General features: G+C 57.9%; 15 protein-coding genes, 3 tRNA genes and 1 pseudogene. 15 read left to right on the top strand and 4 right to left on the bottom strand.

The window, feature by feature from the left end; genetic code table 11:
* Positions 1 to 3: 3 nt before the first annotated feature.
* Positions 4 to 285, bottom strand: a complete 282-nt coding sequence (locus AC1RS8_RS26565) for a peptidylprolyl isomerase (RefSeq protein WP_008051985.1) — start codon at positions 283 to 285, stop codon at positions 4 to 6.
* Between the two features lie 106 nt (positions 286 to 391).
* Positions 392 to 1,273, bottom strand: coding sequence for an esterase/lipase family protein (locus AC1RS8_RS26560; protein WP_057716595.1), 882 nt, complete (start codon positions 1,271 to 1,273; stop codon positions 392 to 394).
* A gap of 335 nt (positions 1,274 to 1,608) precedes the next feature.
* Here AC1RS8_RS26560 and AC1RS8_RS26555 point away from each other — a divergent pair, with 335 nt between their 5' ends.
* A complete protein-coding gene (locus AC1RS8_RS26555; protein WP_489338612.1) occupies positions 1,609 to 2,673 on the top strand; it encodes a hypothetical protein in 1,065 nt (354 codons plus the stop codon).
* Between the two features lie 60 nt (positions 2,674 to 2,733).
* On the opposite strand, the gene AC1RS8_RS26550 is transcribed toward AC1RS8_RS26555, so the two are convergent.
* A complete protein-coding gene (locus AC1RS8_RS26550; protein ID WP_489338611.1) occupies positions 2,734 to 3,810 on the bottom strand; it encodes a 3-deoxy-7-phosphoheptulonate synthase in 1,077 nt (358 codons plus the stop codon).
* Positions 3,811 to 4,463: 653 nt separating this feature from the next.
* On the opposite strand from AC1RS8_RS26550, the gene AC1RS8_RS26545 reads away from it, so the two are divergent.
* The 12 genes from AC1RS8_RS26545 (at position 4,464) to AC1RS8_RS26490 (ending at position 13,950) form a co-directional block, all read left to right on the top strand.
* Positions 4,464 to 4,937 carry a GNAT family N-acetyltransferase gene (locus AC1RS8_RS26545; protein ID WP_489340628.1) on the top strand — a complete coding sequence of 158 codons (474 nt, stop codon included), beginning with the start codon at positions 4,464 to 4,466 and terminating at the stop codon, positions 4,935 to 4,937.
* A 97-nt stretch (positions 4,938 to 5,034) separates the two neighbouring features.
* Positions 5,035 to 5,676 (top strand): response regulator transcription factor GacA, encoded by a 642-nt coding sequence (gene gacA, locus AC1RS8_RS26540; protein WP_032829778.1) that lies wholly within the window; start codon positions 5,035 to 5,037, stop codon positions 5,674 to 5,676.
* A gap of 2 nt (positions 5,677 to 5,678) precedes the next feature.
* Positions 5,679 to 7,502, top strand: coding sequence for an excinuclease ABC subunit UvrC (gene uvrC, locus AC1RS8_RS26535; protein ID WP_057714618.1), 1,824 nt, complete (start codon positions 5,679 to 5,681; stop codon positions 7,500 to 7,502).
* Positions 7,503 to 7,534: 32 nt separating this feature from the next.
* Positions 7,535 to 8,095, top strand: coding sequence for a CDP-diacylglycerol--glycerol-3-phosphate 3-phosphatidyltransferase (gene pgsA, locus AC1RS8_RS26530; RefSeq protein ID WP_057714620.1), 561 nt, complete (start codon positions 7,535 to 7,537; stop codon positions 8,093 to 8,095).
* A gap of 63 nt (positions 8,096 to 8,158) precedes the next feature.
* Positions 8,159 to 8,234 (top strand) — tRNA-Gly (locus AC1RS8_RS26525).
* Between the two features lie 46 nt (positions 8,235 to 8,280).
* Positions 8,281 to 8,354, top strand: a tRNA-Cys gene (locus AC1RS8_RS26520).
* A 195-nt stretch (positions 8,355 to 8,549) separates the two neighbouring features.
* A tRNA-Leu gene (locus AC1RS8_RS26515) sits at positions 8,550 to 8,636 on the top strand.
* A 160-nt stretch (positions 8,637 to 8,796) separates the two neighbouring features.
* Positions 8,797 to 10,110: a tyrosine-type recombinase/integrase gene (locus tag AC1RS8_RS26510; protein WP_493164050.1), complete on the top strand. Its 1,314-nt coding sequence runs from the start codon at positions 8,797 to 8,799 to the stop codon at positions 10,108 to 10,110.
* Positions 10,111 to 10,169: 59 nt separating this feature from the next.
* The gene (locus AC1RS8_RS26505) at positions 10,170 to 10,769 is read left to right on the top strand and encodes a hypothetical protein (RefSeq protein ID WP_493164048.1); all 600 of its coding nucleotides are present in this window, start codon (positions 10,170 to 10,172) and stop codon (positions 10,767 to 10,769) included.
* A gap of 72 nt (positions 10,770 to 10,841) precedes the next feature.
* Positions 10,842 to 11,063, top strand: a complete 222-nt coding sequence (locus AC1RS8_RS26500) for a helix-turn-helix transcriptional regulator (RefSeq protein ID WP_493164046.1) — start codon at positions 10,842 to 10,844, stop codon at positions 11,061 to 11,063.
* 122 nt (positions 11,064 to 11,185) lie between these two features.
* On the top strand, positions 11,186 to 13,660 hold the full coding sequence (locus AC1RS8_RS26495; protein ID WP_493164044.1) for an AICE element replication initiation protein: 2,475 nt from the start codon (positions 11,186 to 11,188) through the stop codon (positions 13,658 to 13,660).
* Positions 13,660 to 13,950, top strand: a complete 291-nt coding sequence (locus AC1RS8_RS26490; protein WP_493164042.1) for a hypothetical protein — start codon at positions 13,660 to 13,662, stop codon at positions 13,948 to 13,950. The genes AC1RS8_RS26495 and AC1RS8_RS26490 overlap by 1 nt, the downstream gene beginning before the upstream one ends.
* Before the next feature lie 290 nt (positions 13,951 to 14,240).
* On the opposite strand, the gene AC1RS8_RS26485 is transcribed toward AC1RS8_RS26490, so the two are convergent.
* Complete coding sequence (locus AC1RS8_RS26485; protein ID WP_493164040.1) at positions 14,241 to 14,426, bottom strand: hypothetical protein; 186 nt, start codon at positions 14,424 to 14,426, stop codon at positions 14,241 to 14,243.
* A 302-nt stretch (positions 14,427 to 14,728) separates the two neighbouring features.
* Here AC1RS8_RS26485 and AC1RS8_RS26480 point away from each other — a divergent pair, with 302 nt between their 5' ends.
* On the top strand, positions 14,729 to 15,085 hold the full coding sequence (locus tag AC1RS8_RS26480; RefSeq protein WP_493164038.1) for an HNH endonuclease: 357 nt from the start codon (positions 14,729 to 14,731) through the stop codon (positions 15,083 to 15,085).
* A pseudogene (locus AC1RS8_RS26475) lies at positions 15,085 to 15,391 on the top strand (DUF4113 domain-containing protein); the annotation flags it as partial. The gene AC1RS8_RS26480 and the pseudogene AC1RS8_RS26475, both read left to right, overlap by 1 nt.
* Positions 15,392 to 15,453: the final 62 nt, after the last annotated feature.

Raw genomic sequence — 15,453 nt, 5'->3', positions numbered from 1 at the left:
CGATCAGTCCTGACGGCTGGTCACTTCCAGCAGGTGGAAACCGAACTGGGTCTTGACCGGGCCCTGGACCACGTTGAGCGGTGCGCTGAAGACCACGGTGTCGAATTCCTTGACCATCTGGCCCGGACCGAACGAACCCAGGTCACCGCCCTGGCGGCTGGAAGGGCAGGTGGAGTTTGCCTTGGCAACTTCGGCGAAATCGGCGCCAGCCTCGATTTGGGCCTTGAGTTCGTTGCACTTGGCTTCGGAGGCAACAAGGATGTGACGGGCAGTGGCTTTAGCCATGGGAAAATACTCCTTTCAATACTCGATAAAGTGCTGAGCCTACCGGATTCAGTGAGCTATTTCTCCTCAAAGTTCCGTTCCACGCAGGATCCGCGGCAGTCGCACCTCAAAGGCCGGCGTCCCTCAAGCGCCTGGCGTGCTGGACATACAGTTCAATCGGGTTGACACCTTTACGCAGTTGACCGGCCGGCTGGCCAATGGTGTCCAGATGATCCAGTGAATAGTCGGACCGGATAACCGTTCCCAGATGGGAGCTGAAACGACCGACCAAACCGTCGTTCTGCTCGCTTTCCGTGACGAAATAACCGGAAAGGGCTCGACAGAAGACGTTGAACGGATCGAGCGCATAAAGCCCTTCTTGGAGCGCATTCGGCGGCAGCACGCCGCTCCACGAGTAGTAATGAACACCGTTGACCCGTTCGCACCCCTTGCCACCCCAGGTGGCAGGCAGTCCTTGTGGGTATTTGTCGTTGAATGCGCCTACGCCTTCGGTGGTCAGCGCGTTGAGGGCGGCAATGGCGTTCCGCGGTAGATACTGATTGTCGCTTAATGCCGCGAGGAAGTCGGCGAACAGGGTCACCACTGTCTCAGCCACATGTTCCGGCAGGCAGCCCGGTGTCAATGCCTTGCGCAGGAAGTCGGCCAGTTCCGAACCATGGTTCGGCCCGCTGACAGAGGTGACCGATGCCACGCTGTGTGGCGCAATCGCCGCGGCATAACGTGCGGTCAGTGCGCCCTGGCTATGACCTATGAGGTTGACTTTGTGTGCACCGGTTCCTTCCAGTACCCGCTCGATCTGTGCGAGCAATTGGTCTCCGCGTACCTCGTTGTCATGGATGGCCGACAAGTGGGGAACGAACACCCTGGCTCCGGCGTTCCTCAGCGCCTGCCTGATGTCGTGAAAGAGCTCGAACTTGCCGATTCTTTCGAAGCCGAAAAGGCCGTGGACCAGCAGTATTGGGTAACAAGTGCTTGCATTCCTTTGCATGTTCATACCTTTACGCAGAAGTTCATTGGGGCTGCATGGCGCTTCACTCTAAAACACTCGAGGTTGGCGCGATGTATGAAAAGTCCGGCGAAACTCGCGGAAAACGGAATAGAACAAGTGCGAATACCCACGAGTGGCTGAAGCCTTGGTCGGAATCGTTTGAGGACTTTTCGCGGCAATCAGCTTGCTGCTGATCAAAGACCTACTTTGCGTGTATCGACTTTCCGAGCGGGTCAGCGTTTGAGGCCGACATCGCGGTTGTTTGCCATGGGGTTAAATAGCCGTCCAGAGCCGGCCACCTGTCCGGTGTCTATTCCAGGGAATGGAGCGAATGAATGACTGCTTATGAACCCGATACCTTGAATCTCGTGCAGCAACCATTACCACCTCCCATGCTGGAGCAGGCGCAAAACGGTGTTCTGAATCCTTCTGACAAAAAAGCCGTCATCAGGGTCCAGCCGTATCCAGGCATGACCTGCGGCGACAAATTACTATTGAGTTGGGCGGGGCTGGATGCCGATGGCCTCGCCTGCAAGCATCAGGTGGTGCGTTTTGTCAGTGAGGAAAGGGTCGGCGAGGACATCATCTTTGCCGTAGGTAGTGCACATATCGCGGCGCTTGAGGGTGGCTCACTGGAAATCGGTTACTCACTCACGAGCACTCGATTTTCCGAGCCCGTGCATTCCCATCGTCTGCAGCTGAGTGTCGGTGACGTGCAATGCAACCTGTTGCCCGCGACGGTGAACGATGCGGTGGGTAGAACGCTTGATCCGGATAGGGTGAAAGAAGGGGCGATCGTTACGATCAAACCCTATGCGCGCATGGCGGCGGGCGATTGGGTGTTACTGACCTGGGCGGGCGTTTCGGTCGACTCAAGTTTCAGTGATGCACTCAAGGTCGAGTCCTTCGCTGTGGGGGACGAACTGTCGTTTTGGGTCAGTCCGGAGTGCATTACGCTGAATCTGGGCTCCTCAGTGTCCGTCGATTATTGCGTCAAGCAAGTAGGGCAGGGGCCTCGTTATTCTGAAGTAACGGCACTGATGATTGGCATCCTGGAGCGCCGACCACTGCAAGCACCCACTGTGCTGGAAGCCGACGAAGGTTGGGTGGACCTGCAGGATGCGCAGGATGGCGTGACCGTCGTCATCGAGAGCGCCAGCGCTGAAAAAGGAGAACGGATTTACCTGGAGTGCGACGGGGAGAAACTCAATCACCATGACGACCGCGAAATAACCAGGGATACCGCTGGCGAGCCGTTGGTGTTCATCATTCCCTACCCGTTCTGGAGGGAACATCGAGATTCGGCGATCCGTGTTTCCTATTCAGTCGAGCGCCTTGACGGCACCCGACAGCAATCGGGGGTGACGCTGGTTCAAGTGCAGTCCCTGATGGGACATTGATTGCCATTTGCCCTCCAGTCTTTCCATGAAGACCGGAGGGCAGACGGATGATGTCGATTATCAGGCGTTGTTTGACGCTCGCAGCCGATCTGCCGCATCAAGCAACAGTTGTTCTGTCCCGACCCAACCGAGGCAACCATCGGTCACCGACACACCGTATTTCAATGACGAACTCAATGGCTGGCAGCCTTCGAACAAATGGCTCTCGATCATCATGCCGATCAGCGAACGATCGCCTTGCAGGCGTTGTTCAAGTACATCGTTGAAAACGGCTGGCTGGCGCAACGGGTCTTTGCCGCTGTTGGCATGACTGCAATCGACCATGATTCGAGCCGGAATCCTGAGCCTGGTCAGGTCACTGTTCACCTGGGCGATGCTGGCGCTGTCGTAGTTCGGGCCGCGATGGCCGCCGCGCAGTACCAGGTGCGTGTCTGCATTACCCGGGGTTTGAATGATCGCCGGATGTCCCTGGCTATCGACACCGAAATGGCGATGGGGATGGGCGGCGGAGCGCATGGCATCGCTGGCGACGCCAACACCGCCGTCCGTCCCGTTCTTGAACCCTACAGGCATGCCCAGGCCGCTGGCCATTTCCCGATGGATCTGCGACTCCGTGGTCCGGGCGCCAATTGCGACCCAGCTCAACAGATCATCGAAGTAGCCGGCCGCCATCGGTTGCAGCAGTTCAGTGGCAACGGGCAGGCCCAGGCGGAGCATTTCGCGCATCAACTCGCGGGACAGCGTCAGGCCGGCGGCCATGTCATCGCTGCCATCTAGGTGCGGGTCGTAGGTCAGGCCTTTCCAGCCAACCGTGGTACGGGGTTTTTCGACGTAGGCACGCATCACCAGCAGCATTTCGTCGCTGACTTCGGCGGCGAGGCGGGCAAGGTTGCCAGCGTATTCGAGGGCTGATTCGGGATCGTGTATCGAGCAGGGGCCGACGATGACCAGCAGGCGGGAATCTTCACCGTTGAGGATCGCGCGAACCGCCTGGCGGTGGGCGGTGACTTGCCGGGTCAGGGCGTTGCCGAGGGGCAATTGCTGTTTGAGTTGCATTGAGCTGGGCAGGCGCAGGGTCAGCGCTTCATTGGCAGGGCTCAAGGTGGACAGCGGCAGTGCAGAGACGGACGAGTTCATATTCAAGGCTTCCTGGGCTGGTGGCGGGTTCGTGCCCGCGCGCTCGGCCCTACTGGGGTGTTCGACAATTGGCCGGATTGGCTGCGTGTGTGTGCTTGCCACCTGTGGGTGACCGATCGGAGGCGGCAGGCTGTCCCGAGCGGAGGGTGGTAAATCGCCAGGCGGTAAAACTGTCGTAACGGTAATAAGTGGCGTAGTTCATGTTCTTAATCCTCTGAATGTCTGGTGTGTCGCTAAAAGTGTTGGGGCTGAAAAAACAAAACCCCCGGTCGGGAGGCCGACCGGGGGTTGAGAATTCTCTGGTGGCGACCCGTTTAAAGTGGGCGCCGTGTGGGTATCAGGCGCGCCAGTGGCTAAACCAATACCCAAAATAAAAGCTGACCGGAGCACAACCGTCGTTCACCCGGGCAGCAGCAACCGAGCGAGGGGCGCTGGCGGTACCAAGCTGTAAGAGGGCGTTGAACATGGTCTGTCTCCGATGGATGGGTCGAGCTTACTAGAGGCCGGTACGCAGATTCAATCAGAATATGCTATCGGCCAACGTCGTCCCTTTCTATCGCTTGAGTGCCCCGAAGGTTGTGACACACTCTGTGCTTCAATAAAAAACAAATCGTCACAAGGACGCACCTGTCCCTCGCCGTGGAGCTGGAATGATGGAACGCCAATGGCGTCCGGCAACACCGGATGACCTGGAATTTGCCCGAGAACTGACCTGTAGAGGCATGCTGCGTTACTACATTGAGCATGACCTGTTGTGGCTGGACGAAGCGTTTGACGTGGCCTGGGCCGGGCGGGACAACCGCTTGATTGCATGGGGCGACAAAGTGCTGGGTTATGTCAGCCTGAGCCGTGACGCCAGGGCCTTGTATATCCGCGAATTGCATATCGTCGAAGCGTTTCGTGGGCGGGGCGCTGGATCCTGGGCGATCGATCAGGTGCTGGTTCTGGCGCGCCAGGAACGGCGCCCGGCGTTGCGCCTGACGGTTTTCGAAAACAACCCGGCGCAAGCGTTGTACGAGCGTAAGGGATTGAGGGTGGTGGGCAAGGACGAATGTTTCCTGAGGATGCAGCTGGATATCCCCGGCCTGGATCGCTGCAACACGCTTGCGACAAGCCTTTTAAGATGAATTGAAACTTTTAATCTGACGCTTTCCGCTAGGTCTGCCAGATGCTTTTTGCTAAGGTGTCTGACAACCCAATAAGACCAAATCGCGAGGTGTCTGCTTGATTAGGGTGCTAGTAGTCGATGACCATGATCTCGTTCGTACAGGCATTACACGAATGCTGGCTGACATCGATGGCCTGCAAGTAGTCGGCCAGGCCGAGTCGGGTGAGGAATCCCTGATCAAGGCGCGCGAGCTGAAACCCGATGTGGTGTTGATGGACGTCAAGATGCCGGGTATCGGCGGTCTTGAAGCCACTCGAAAATTATTGCGCAGTCATCCGGATATCAAGGTCGTCGCGGTGACCGTGTGTGAAGAGGACCCGTTTCCTACGCGGCTGTTGCAGGCCGGTGCGGCAGGTTACCTGACCAAGGGGGCAGGTTTGCCGGAAATGGTCCAGGCCATTCGCCTGGTGTTTGCCGGGCAACGCTACATCAGTCCGCAAATTGCCCAGCAATTGGCGATCAAGTCCTTCCAGCCGACCAACGATTCGCCTTTCGATGCCTTGTCGGAGCGGGAAATCCAGATCGCGCTGATGATCGTCGGCTGCCAGAAAGTACAGATCATTTCCGATAAACTGTGCCTGTCCCCGAAAACCGTGAACACCTACCGTTACCGCATCTTCGAAAAGCTTTCGATCAGCAGTGATGTCGAGTTGACGCTGTTGGCGGTTCGTCATGGCATGGTCGACGCCAGCCTCTGAAAATGAACGACACCTTTGATCCGAGCGCCTTTCTGTCGACCGTTAGCGGGCGCCCCGGTGTGTACCGCATGTTCGACAGCGAAGCGCGGTTGCTCTACGTCGGCAAGGCGAAGAACCTCAAGAATCGCCTGTCGAGCTACTTTCGCAAGACCGGGCTTGCCCCCAAGACCGCCGCGCTGGTGGCGCGTATCGCCCAGGTCGAGACGACGATCACCGCCAACGAAACCGAAGCCTTGCTGCTTGAGCAGACGCTGATCAAGGAATGGCGCCCGCCCTATAACATCCTGCTGCGCGACGATAAATCCTACCCCTACGTCTTTCTCTCCGACGGAGAGTTTCCGCGCCTGAGCATTCATCGCGGCGCGAAAAAGGCCAAGGGCAAGTATTTCGGGCCTTATCCGAGTGCCGGCGCGATCCGCGAAAGCCTGAGCCTGCTGCAAAAGACGTTTTTCGTTCGGCAATGCGAAGACAGTTATTACAAGAACCGCACGCGCCCTTGCCTGCAATACCAGATCAAACGCTGCAAGGCGCCCTGTGTCGGGCTGGTGGAGCCGCAGGTGTACGCCGAGGATGTCCGCCATTCGGTGATGTTTCTTGAAGGGCGCAGCAATGCACTGACTGACGAGTTGTCCGCCGGGATGGAAGAGGCGGCGATCAATCTCGAATTCGAACGAGCAGCCGAGTTGCGGGACCAGATTGCGTTACTGCGCCGGGTCCAGGATCAACAGAGCATGGAGGGCGGGACCGGGGACGTCGATGTGATTGCCGCCTTCGTCAACCCGGGCGGCGCCTGTGTTCACTTGATCAGCGTGCGGGGCGGGCGGGTACTGGGAAGCAAGAACTTTTTCCCTCAAGTCGGTATTGAAGAAGACGTTTCCGAAGTCATGGCCGCATTTCTAGGCCAGTACTTCATCAGCAGTCCTGAACGCGACTTGCCAAGCGAACTGATCGTCAATGTGGTCCACGATGACTTTCCCACGTTGATCGCCGCCATCGACGAGTTGCGCGGTCGTGAACTGACCATCAGCCATCGCGTGCGGGGCACGCGGGCGCGCTGGCAGCAATTGGCGGTGACCAATGCCGAGCAGGCACTGAGTGCGCGCCTGGCGAATCGTCAGCACATCACGGCGCGCTTCGATGCACTGGCCGAGGTGCTGAAGCTGGATGAACCTCCACAGCGCCTTGAGTGCTACGACATCAGTCACTCCAGCGGCGAGGCGACGGTGGCGTCCTGCGTGGTCTTCGGTCCCGAAGGTCCGATCAAGGCCGATTACCGCCGGTACAACATTGAGGGCGTTACGGCCGGCGATGATTACGCGGCGATGCATCAGGCGCTGACCCGACGCTTCAGCAAACTGAAGGACGGGGAGGGCAAGCTGCCGGATATCCTGCTGGTGGACGGCGGTAAAGGTCAGTTGTCCATGGCCCGTGACGTGCTCGATGAACTGGCCGTGCCTGACCTGATTCTGCTCGGCGTGGCAAAAGGTGCGACGCGCAAGGCCGGTTTCGAAACCCTGTACCTGAACGACGCTGCACATGAGTTCACCTTGCGCGGGGATTCGCCCGCGCTGCACCTGATCCAGCAGATTCGCGACGAAGCCCACCGGTTTGCCATTACCGGGCACCGCGCCCGACGTGGAAAAACCCGTCGGACGTCTACACTGGAAGGCGTCGCCGGCGTCGGACCCACACGTCGGCGTGATTTGTTGAAACATTTTGGTGGATTGCAGGAGCTGTCTCGTGCAAGCATCGAAGAAATTGCCAAAGCCCCCGGGATCAGTAAAAAGCTCGCAGAGTTGATTTATGCAAATCTGCACAGCGAGTAGAATGCCCCCTCACCTCGCAGCCAGTTGTGCCGATGAATATCCCTAATCTGATTACCGTTCTACGCGTTCTGCTCATACCGATCTTCATTTTGCTGTTCTACCTGCCTTACCAGTGGAGCTACATGGCCTCCGCTTCGGTCTTCGCATTCGCTGCCGCGACCGACTGGCTGGACGGGTACCTGGCCCGCCGGCTGGAACAAAGCACACCGTTCGGGGCTTTCCTCGATCCGGTTGCCGACAAGCTGATGGTTGCGGTTGCATTGGTCTTGTTGGTGCAGGAACACGGAAACCTGTGGCTCACGCTGCCGGCTGCCGTGATCATCGGTCGCGAGATTGTCGTCTCGGCACTGCGCGAGTGGATGGCCGAACTGGGCGCTCGTGCCCACGTCGCCGTATCGAACCTGGGCAAATGGAAAACCGCCGCGCAAATGTTGGCGCTGGTGATCCTGCTGGCCAATTCCAAGGATTTCAGTTTCTGGGTCTTGCTGGGCTACACCTTGCTGATGGTGTCGGCTGGCCTGACTTTGTGGTCGATGGTCCAGTACCTGCGGGCTGCCTGGCCACATCTGAAGACCGACGTTGAAAAGAAATAAAACTTTTTTGAATCAAAGGGTTGACGGGGCTTCTGGATTCTATAGAATGCGCCACACCAAGACGCGGGAATAGCTCAGTTGGTAGAGCACGACCTTGCCAAGGTCGGGGTCGCGAGTTCGAGTCTCGTTTCCCGCTCCAAGTTTGTACGCATTTGATGTCGCGCTACTGACAGCAAATGTTTTGAGGCCGAGTAGCAAAATGGTTATGCAGCGGATTGCAAATCCGCCTACGCCGGTTCGATTCCGACCTCGGCCTCCACTAATAAACAAGCTCCGTAGATCTATGATTTACGGAGCTTTTTTATTTGCAGTAGCCTGCAAGATTTAGTCTTGAAAAGGGTATTTGCGAACTTGCTTCACCGGGGCGGGATGTATATATTTCCACCTCTGCTGCACAAGCGTCAGAACTGCCAGAGCGTTATCTGGCAAAAGCTTGACGCTTCACCGCGCTACCGCCCGAATGGCGAAACTGGTAGACGCATGGGACTTAAAATCCCCCGCTCGTAAGGGCGTGCCGGTTCGATTCCGGCTTCGGGCACCAATAGTATGATTTCAGATGTTCCCGTAAACACCTGAAACCTAGAGAAACCGGCCTTATAGCCGGTTTTTTTGTGTCTGAATATCCCCGTATGTTCCTGTACAGCCCCCAGATTTAGGTATACGTTTAGGTATATATCGGTTCGATATCGAGGCGTATACCTATGGCGCGCACCGTAACCCCCCTTACTGACCCCAAATGCGAGGCCGCCAAACCCCGCGCAAAGGACTACACCCTGTTCGACGGGCAAGGGCTTTTTTTGCTTGTAAAGGCTACCGGCACCAAGGTCTGGCGCTTCAAGTATAAAAAGCCAAGCGGTAAGCCCGGTCTGGCTACGTTCGGCAACTACCCGGCCCTCACTCTGAAAGCCGCCCGCGTACGTCGAGCCGAGGCACTCGAGTTGCTGGCGCATGGCCAAGACCCCATCGAGAGCGCTAAGCAAGCAAAGATCGAGGCGGCCAATGAGGCGGGGAACACCTTTGAGGCGCTGGCCCTGGATTGGCACACCAGCATGGCCGGAAAATGGTCGAAGGATCACGCGGTCAGGGTGCTGAAAGAGATTGAGGTCGATCTTTTCCCCATGCTGGGCAAACGCCCCGTATCCGACCTGAAAACCCGCGACCTGCTGGCCTGTCTGAAGGCGGTAGAGAAGCGCGGCGCGCTTGATTTGGTTGGGCGACTGCGCCAGCGCATCGCCGGAATCATGCGAATCGCCGTTCAGCGCAATTTCATCGAATACAACCCGGCGCTTGATCTGGTGGGGGGGACTGCCACCCGCAAGACCAAACACCGCCCGGCCTTGCCCCTTGAGCGGTTGCCGGAGTTGTTGCGACGCTGCGAGGCTGACACCGGACGACCGCTTACCTGTCTTGCTGTAAGCCTCGCTTTACTGGTGTTCATTCGTTCTAGTGAGCTGCGCTTTGCTCGCTGGTCTGAGTTCGACTTTACCCGGAGCATGTGGACGATTCCCGGTGAACGGGCACCAATCGAGGGTGTCAAGAGGTCGCACCGAGGAGCCAAGATGGGGACTCCGCACCTTGTCCCGTTGTCACACCAGACGCTGGAAGTGCTAGAGCAGATACGCCGGCTTAGCGGGCGTTTTGAGCTGGTGCTGCCAGGAGATCACCACCACTGGCGGCCAATGTCGGAGAACACCGTAAACAAGTCACTGCGCCGCATGGGGTACGACACCAAGATAGAGGTTTGCGGGCACGGTTTCCGCACTATGGCCTGTTCCGCGTTGGTCGAGTCCGGCCTGTGGTCGCGTGACGCGGTTGAACGGCAAATGAGCCACCAAGAGCGCAACGGCGTTCGCGCGGCCTATATCCACAAGGCTGAGCACCTGGAAGAGCGTCGACTGATGATGACGTGGTGGGCTGACTACCTGGACTCCAACCGGGAAAAGCACATCACGCCCTATGATTTTGCACGCCGGAACACCGATATTGTGAGCGTGATACGGGGGATACAAGTATGACGAAACGAGGCAAGCGATCAAAAGCACTTCCAGTATTCGACAATCAACTCGAGTGGGGTATGGGTGATTTGGTCGATGAAAGCCTGTCTGACTCTGCTCAGACAATTATTGCTGACCTGGCCGGACATCACGACGGCGATCTTCAGGAGTGGTTCAAGCAAAGGCTTGGGTCCTACAGAGCGGTCATCCGCGAAACGGAACAAGGACCCGCGCGCCACGAAGAAATTCGACATGTGCGGCAGTTGCGACTTCATCTTCAAGAAATGTCACGAGGGATAAACAATCTCCCTCCTTTCGCCGAGGGTTACATCAACGGCGCTTGTTTTCGGAAATATGGGCACTTTTTCAACGGCAGCTTTCTTTCTGGCTTTACGGCGAGTACCGCTGAGCTTATCGATTTGCTGGACATTGTTGAGCAGGACCTGGAGCAGGCTCCAACTATTCGTGGCGTGAAGCCGAAGTATCCGCGAGATGATTTGTTGGCTGATACCGCGGACAAGCTGCGGCAGTCGTCCTTAGTGAAGATGACCAAACGCAGAGCTGCTGGGCTCGCCCGAGTGCTTCTCGTTGCCGCAGGAGTAGAGGTGCCAGAGGATATTGTCGAAATCGAAAAACTGATCAGACGTGCAAAAAAAGGGGGAAAAAAAGCCTCTAACTAATCTCTTTTGAGCACTGCGACAGCAATCGGGGGTTCAACAAAAATGGCTCCGTACCGATACGGAGGCGCTCAAATGCAACCAGTAACAATTCCCCCGAAAGCTCTCATCCGTCAGCCAGCGCTCTGTCAATGGCTGGACCTGTCCCGCTCCGGCCTAGACAAGCTCCGCAAGAAAGACCCGACCTTCCCGAAGCCGATCAAAGACGGCGACACCCGCCAGGCTGCTGCGTATTACGTCGTGGCTGAGGTGGATGCATGGCTGTGCGCCAAGATCGAAGCGAGGGATGCAGTATGAGCCATTCATCATCGCTTACAGCGTCCTGGAAGTTTCGCGTAATGGCCGCCCTGCACGCGGATTCCTCCCAGTCTTCTTCTCTCTGGTCCTGTCGCAAAGCCAAGCAGCTCGGGGTGTAACCCATGAAAAGTCAAAACGGCGCCAATGCGCCGACGGGATCGGCTTGGCTGAAATCCATGATTGGGCCAGTAGCGCTCTACCTTCTTGGCGAGCCAAATGCCGCAAAAAGCAAGCCGACCGAGCTTCGATTCGGAGCGCACGGCTCCCTCTCTGTTGACCTGGAAAAGGGGGTATGGCATTCGCACGAAGACGAAAGCGGTGGCGGCGTATTGGATTTGATTGCCTGGAAAACCGGCATCACAAGTCGAGCTGAGCAAAAGCGTTGGCTGGAGCAGCACGGCTTCAAAGAACATCATCCGGAACCATGTCCTGAAAGTCCTATTGTCCTACCGGCCAGTCGCCGCATGTCGGCTTGGTATGACTACACCGACGAGGGCGGCAACGTTCTGTATCAGGTTGTCCGCTTCGAGCCAAAGGACTTTCGCCAGCGCCGCCCGGACGGAAAAGGCGGCTGGGTGTGGTCGGTGAAGGGCGTGCGTCAGGTTCCCTACCGTCTGCCGCAGTTGCTGCACGCACCCTTGGGTACGCCAGTGTTTGTCGTGGAAGGCGAGAAGGACGTACTGCGCCTGGAGTCGCTGGGGCTGGTCGCAACCTGCAACGCCGGCGGCGCTGGCAAGTGGCCTGATGCGCTCAACAAACCTTTCGCGCGCCGCCACGTAGTGATTCTGGCGGATAACGATGAGCCGGGACATCAGCACGCCGACAAGGTTTGTCGGGCGCTGAGTTTGGCAGAGGCCGAAGTTCGCGTGCTCCGCCTTCCAGGGCTGCTACCCAAGGGTGACGTGTCCGACTGGCTGGACGCGGGCGGTACCGTAGAGCAACTGCTGAAAATGGTGGACGCTCCCGGCAACCACCAGTTCCAAGACGACGATCAGCAGCCAATCGAGGAACACCTCGAGCCCGGTGATGATGCCGACGAAAAGCTGAGCCAAGCTTCTCTGCTGGTCAAGTTCGTGGAGCAACGCTTCGAGCTGTTCCACGATGAAAACAAGGACGTCTTCGCTCGGGATCGCACGACGGGCGAAGTGCGTAATCTAGCCGCGCGCCAGTTCCGAGATGCACTGGTCGCCGGCTTTTACTCCGACAGCGGAAAGGCGCCCCGAGATCAATCGGTCCGGGAGGCGCTGGGCACCCTGACCGGCCTCGGCCGATTCCATGGAGACTGTCAGGAGGTACACCTGCGCACTGCTGGTGCCGCTGGTGATTACTTTCTCGACTTGGCTGTACAAGGCAGTAGCCGAGCGGTTCGCATCCGGCCGGGTAAGTGGGAGATCGCCGAGTCACCCGAAGCCATGTTCGTTCGACCTGAATCCATGCAGCCGATTCCGGCTCCAGTTCCAGGTGGATCGATCGAGCAACTTTGGCACGTGGCGAACATCCCGCGCGGCTCCCGTCTGCTGGCCCTGGCTTGGCTGATCGAATGCCTGCGTCCTGATACGCCTTATCCAGTGCTGGAGCTGCTGGGCGAGCAGGGTAGTGCGAAGAGCACGACACAAACAGCACTGCGCCAGCTCATTGATCCGAATTCCTGCCCTTTGCGCAGTGCGCCGAAGTCGTCGGAGGACCTATTCGTTTCTGCTGGTGTGTGTGCGGTAGTGAGCCTGGAGAACGTCTCGCACTTGCCCGCAGCAACTCAGGATGCCATGTGCGTATTGGCAACCGGAGGCGGGTTTGCCAAGCGCAAGCTGTACTCGGATGCCGACGAAAGTGTTATCAGCGTGAAGCGCCCAGTCGTGCTGAATGGCATATCTGCGGCAGTCACGGCGCAAGATCTGGTAGACAGAACGATCACCATCGAGACGCCGGTTATCAGCGAGCGGCTTGAAGTGACAGACCTTTGGCGGAAGTACGAAGCCGAGCGTCCATGTTTGCTGGGGGCGCTGCTGGATATTTTCGCCAAGGCGCTGGAGTTATTGCCGCAGATGCACATCCCCGCCGACGAGCGTCCGCGTCTGCTTGAGTTCGCCCGCCTCGGTATGGCTGTCGCAGCCGCAGCAGGACATACGCCCGAAGATTTCCTGCGGGAATTCAACGCCAGTCGGCAGGAAAGTTTGGCACGCACCATTGACTCTAGCCCGGTGGCTGCTGCCGTAGTGGACCTAGTCGAGGCTCGCCCGCACGGAGTGACGGCCCCGACAAAGGAGATTCTGCTCATCCTGGAGCAGTATCGTCCCACCGGCTGCGATTCGTGGCCCCGCTCCGCGAAGGGGCTAGGGGATGCCTTGCGACGTGCCGCTCCAGCTCTTCGGCAGATAGGCATCGAGTGCAAGTCCCTGAAAAAAGTCGGGGGTACAGTGAAGTGGGCCATCGGAGGGAAGTTATCGAAGCAATGTCCTGCAAGTCCTGACGTCCTGCTAGACGATCACCCCGAGCAGGACATCAGGACATTCAGGACTTCGAGTTGGCAACTATCCCCCGGCACCGCCAGTACTTCGTCGGACATGGTCTTCGATGAATCCGACGCGGAGGCCTTCTGATGAGAGCTATCGACTATCTCCATGATCGAGGGCTCACTGCCAAGGTGGTGGGCAACCGCCTAATCGTCTCGCCATCTAGCAAGCTGACACAGGAGGAGCGGCGCTATATAAAATTGCACCGTTTGGAGCTGATGGTCGAAGTTGCGGCCAACGATGGTGAAGCTCACCGCAGTCACTGGATAGTGCTCGTAACAGGGTACAGCCCCTTCACAATGATCGGTGAGCCGATGACTCATACCGAAGCCTTGGTTGAAGCCCGAATGCGATGGCCTGACGCGAAGGTCGAGTGACGCTCAGCCCGGATAACTACCGGGCTTTATGCTTTTACACAGTTGATTAGCGATGATTTCGCCTACATGGGTGTCCAGAATCAGTCGAACACTACAAGGTGCCGATTTGAAGGAAGGTGTTGCTGGGGGGCTGATTCATAGATTTGACAGGCTGATCGACTGAATCAGTTCGGGCGAGTCGTGCTTCACATTAATCAACTGTCTTGGTGACCGGGTACCACGTGAAGGTTGCAGCGGGCGTCCTTGGGTCTGCGCCAGATTTTCGGTCCGGGTGGAGGTCAGCTCCGGGTTTATCCAACGGCAGGTGGCAGCACAGCCGGCTGCCAGTCATGGATGGTCAGCATGTCGCCGTCGCTCGGCTGGGTATTGATCACCAGGCCGTCGCCTTCTCGTTCCTCGCCATCGTCTACCGAGTACTGCCCCAGTGCGGCGCCCAGCCCCACCTGGCTGCGCGTGGATGCCCCGGGTCTCGTCATGGAGCATGTGCACCGTAGTACTCGGCGCCACGTTGTAGCGGGCAATGGGCACGCTGTCGTACCCGCTGATCACGTCCTGCTCTGTGTTCACTCGGCCAGGTAATCTGCGAGACCTGGTACTGGGTGAAGCGTCCACACATGGTTGCCTCCTTGCTGCCACTTGCACGTTGCTTTTGTTTCGGCGTAGATTCGTTCTTGCCGTTCCCCTTAGGGGGCGATGTTGGGCCAGTTTGAGTGACTCGATTGGCACCGTTTCCTGCCTTTAGGCATAGCGGACTTCCTTATTCACATAGGAGGCCGCTATGGCCAATAAATCTGTCATCAAACATCGCTTCTCTGCCTTCGATCGCCAAGGTGGCCGCTGCTATTACTGCGGCTTTCAGATGTGGCGTAATTCCCCTGAAGCCTTCGCCCAACTCCATGGCCTTTCCCTTCGCCATACCAGGCACTTCCAGTGCACAACTGAGCATCTGGTCGCTAGGCAGGATGGCGGTAGAGATAGCCAGTCCAACATTGCTGCCGCCTGCCTGCTGTGCAATCAGCGCCGTCATAAGCGCAAGGACGCGCCTGAGCCGCAGGAGTACAAGGATCTAGTGCAGAAGCGGCTGAGCAAAGGTGGCTGGCACTCGCTCCCAGCAGGTACCCATTTGTCACCCTGATCACCAAGGCGGCCCTGGCTGGCCTGGAACGCGTCTATCGGGAAGGATTCACCTACAGCAAGGCCGAGGTAATACTGCTCGGCCTATGCCAGCGCAACGAATGCACCGGCGATCTCTTCGTCCCAGTGCAACCGACGAGGCCGGTCGGATGATGGGCGTACTCGATCAGATCAAAAACAAGTGGGTGGGGGAACAATCCGTCCAGGCCGGGTACAGCTGGCGCTGGACTGGGGGATGCGGCGGGAATTGATGAGCCAGAGCTATACGACGAGGATGGATCAACTGTGGCGGGTCGGGGCGTGCTAAGTAGTCGGTTCCGACCGGGTGATAAGCAGAGAGCGGCCAGAAGCGGACGACGGGCAAACGGT

It is taken from the genome of Pseudomonas sp. GW821-FHT12A04, from assembly GCF_058807755.1.
This window is presented reverse-complemented; position numbering and strand designations above follow the sequence as displayed.

Excerpts from the sequence above, each read along its gene's own strand:
- AC1RS8_RS26565 (WP_008051985.1), bottom strand. The coding sequence starts at position 285 with ATGGCTAAAGCCACTGCCCGTCACATCCTTGTTGCCTCCGAAGCCAAG.
- AC1RS8_RS26560 (WP_057716595.1), bottom strand. The coding sequence starts at position 1,273 with ATGCAAAGGAATGCAAGCACTTGTTACCCAATACTGCTGGTCCACGGC.
- AC1RS8_RS26555 (WP_489338612.1), top strand. The coding sequence starts at position 1,609 with ATGACTGCTTATGAACCCGATACCTTGAATCTCGTGCAGCAACCATTA.
- AC1RS8_RS26550 (WP_489338611.1), bottom strand. The coding sequence starts at position 3,810 with ATGAACTCGTCCGTCTCTGCACTGCCGCTGTCCACCTTGAGCCCTGCC.
- AC1RS8_RS26545 (WP_489340628.1), top strand. The coding sequence starts at position 4,464 with ATGGAACGCCAATGGCGTCCGGCAACACCGGATGACCTGGAATTTGCC.
- uvrC (WP_057714618.1), top strand. The coding sequence starts at position 5,679 with ATGAACGACACCTTTGATCCGAGCGCCTTTCTGTCGACCGTTAGCGGG.
- pgsA (WP_057714620.1), top strand. The coding sequence starts at position 7,535 with ATGAATATCCCTAATCTGATTACCGTTCTACGCGTTCTGCTCATACCG.
- AC1RS8_RS26510 (WP_493164050.1), top strand. The coding sequence starts at position 8,797 with ATGGCGCGCACCGTAACCCCCCTTACTGACCCCAAATGCGAGGCCGCC.
- AC1RS8_RS26505 (WP_493164048.1), top strand. The coding sequence starts at position 10,170 with ATGGGTGATTTGGTCGATGAAAGCCTGTCTGACTCTGCTCAGACAATT.
- AC1RS8_RS26500 (WP_493164046.1), top strand. The coding sequence starts at position 10,842 with ATGCAACCAGTAACAATTCCCCCGAAAGCTCTCATCCGTCAGCCAGCG.
- AC1RS8_RS26495 (WP_493164044.1), top strand. The coding sequence starts at position 11,186 with ATGAAAAGTCAAAACGGCGCCAATGCGCCGACGGGATCGGCTTGGCTG.
- AC1RS8_RS26490 (WP_493164042.1), top strand. The coding sequence starts at position 13,660 with ATGAGAGCTATCGACTATCTCCATGATCGAGGGCTCACTGCCAAGGTG.
- AC1RS8_RS26485 (WP_493164040.1), bottom strand. The coding sequence starts at position 14,426 with ATGACGAGACCCGGGGCATCCACGCGCAGCCAGGTGGGGCTGGGCGCC.
- AC1RS8_RS26480 (WP_493164038.1), top strand. The coding sequence starts at position 14,729 with ATGGCCAATAAATCTGTCATCAAACATCGCTTCTCTGCCTTCGATCGC.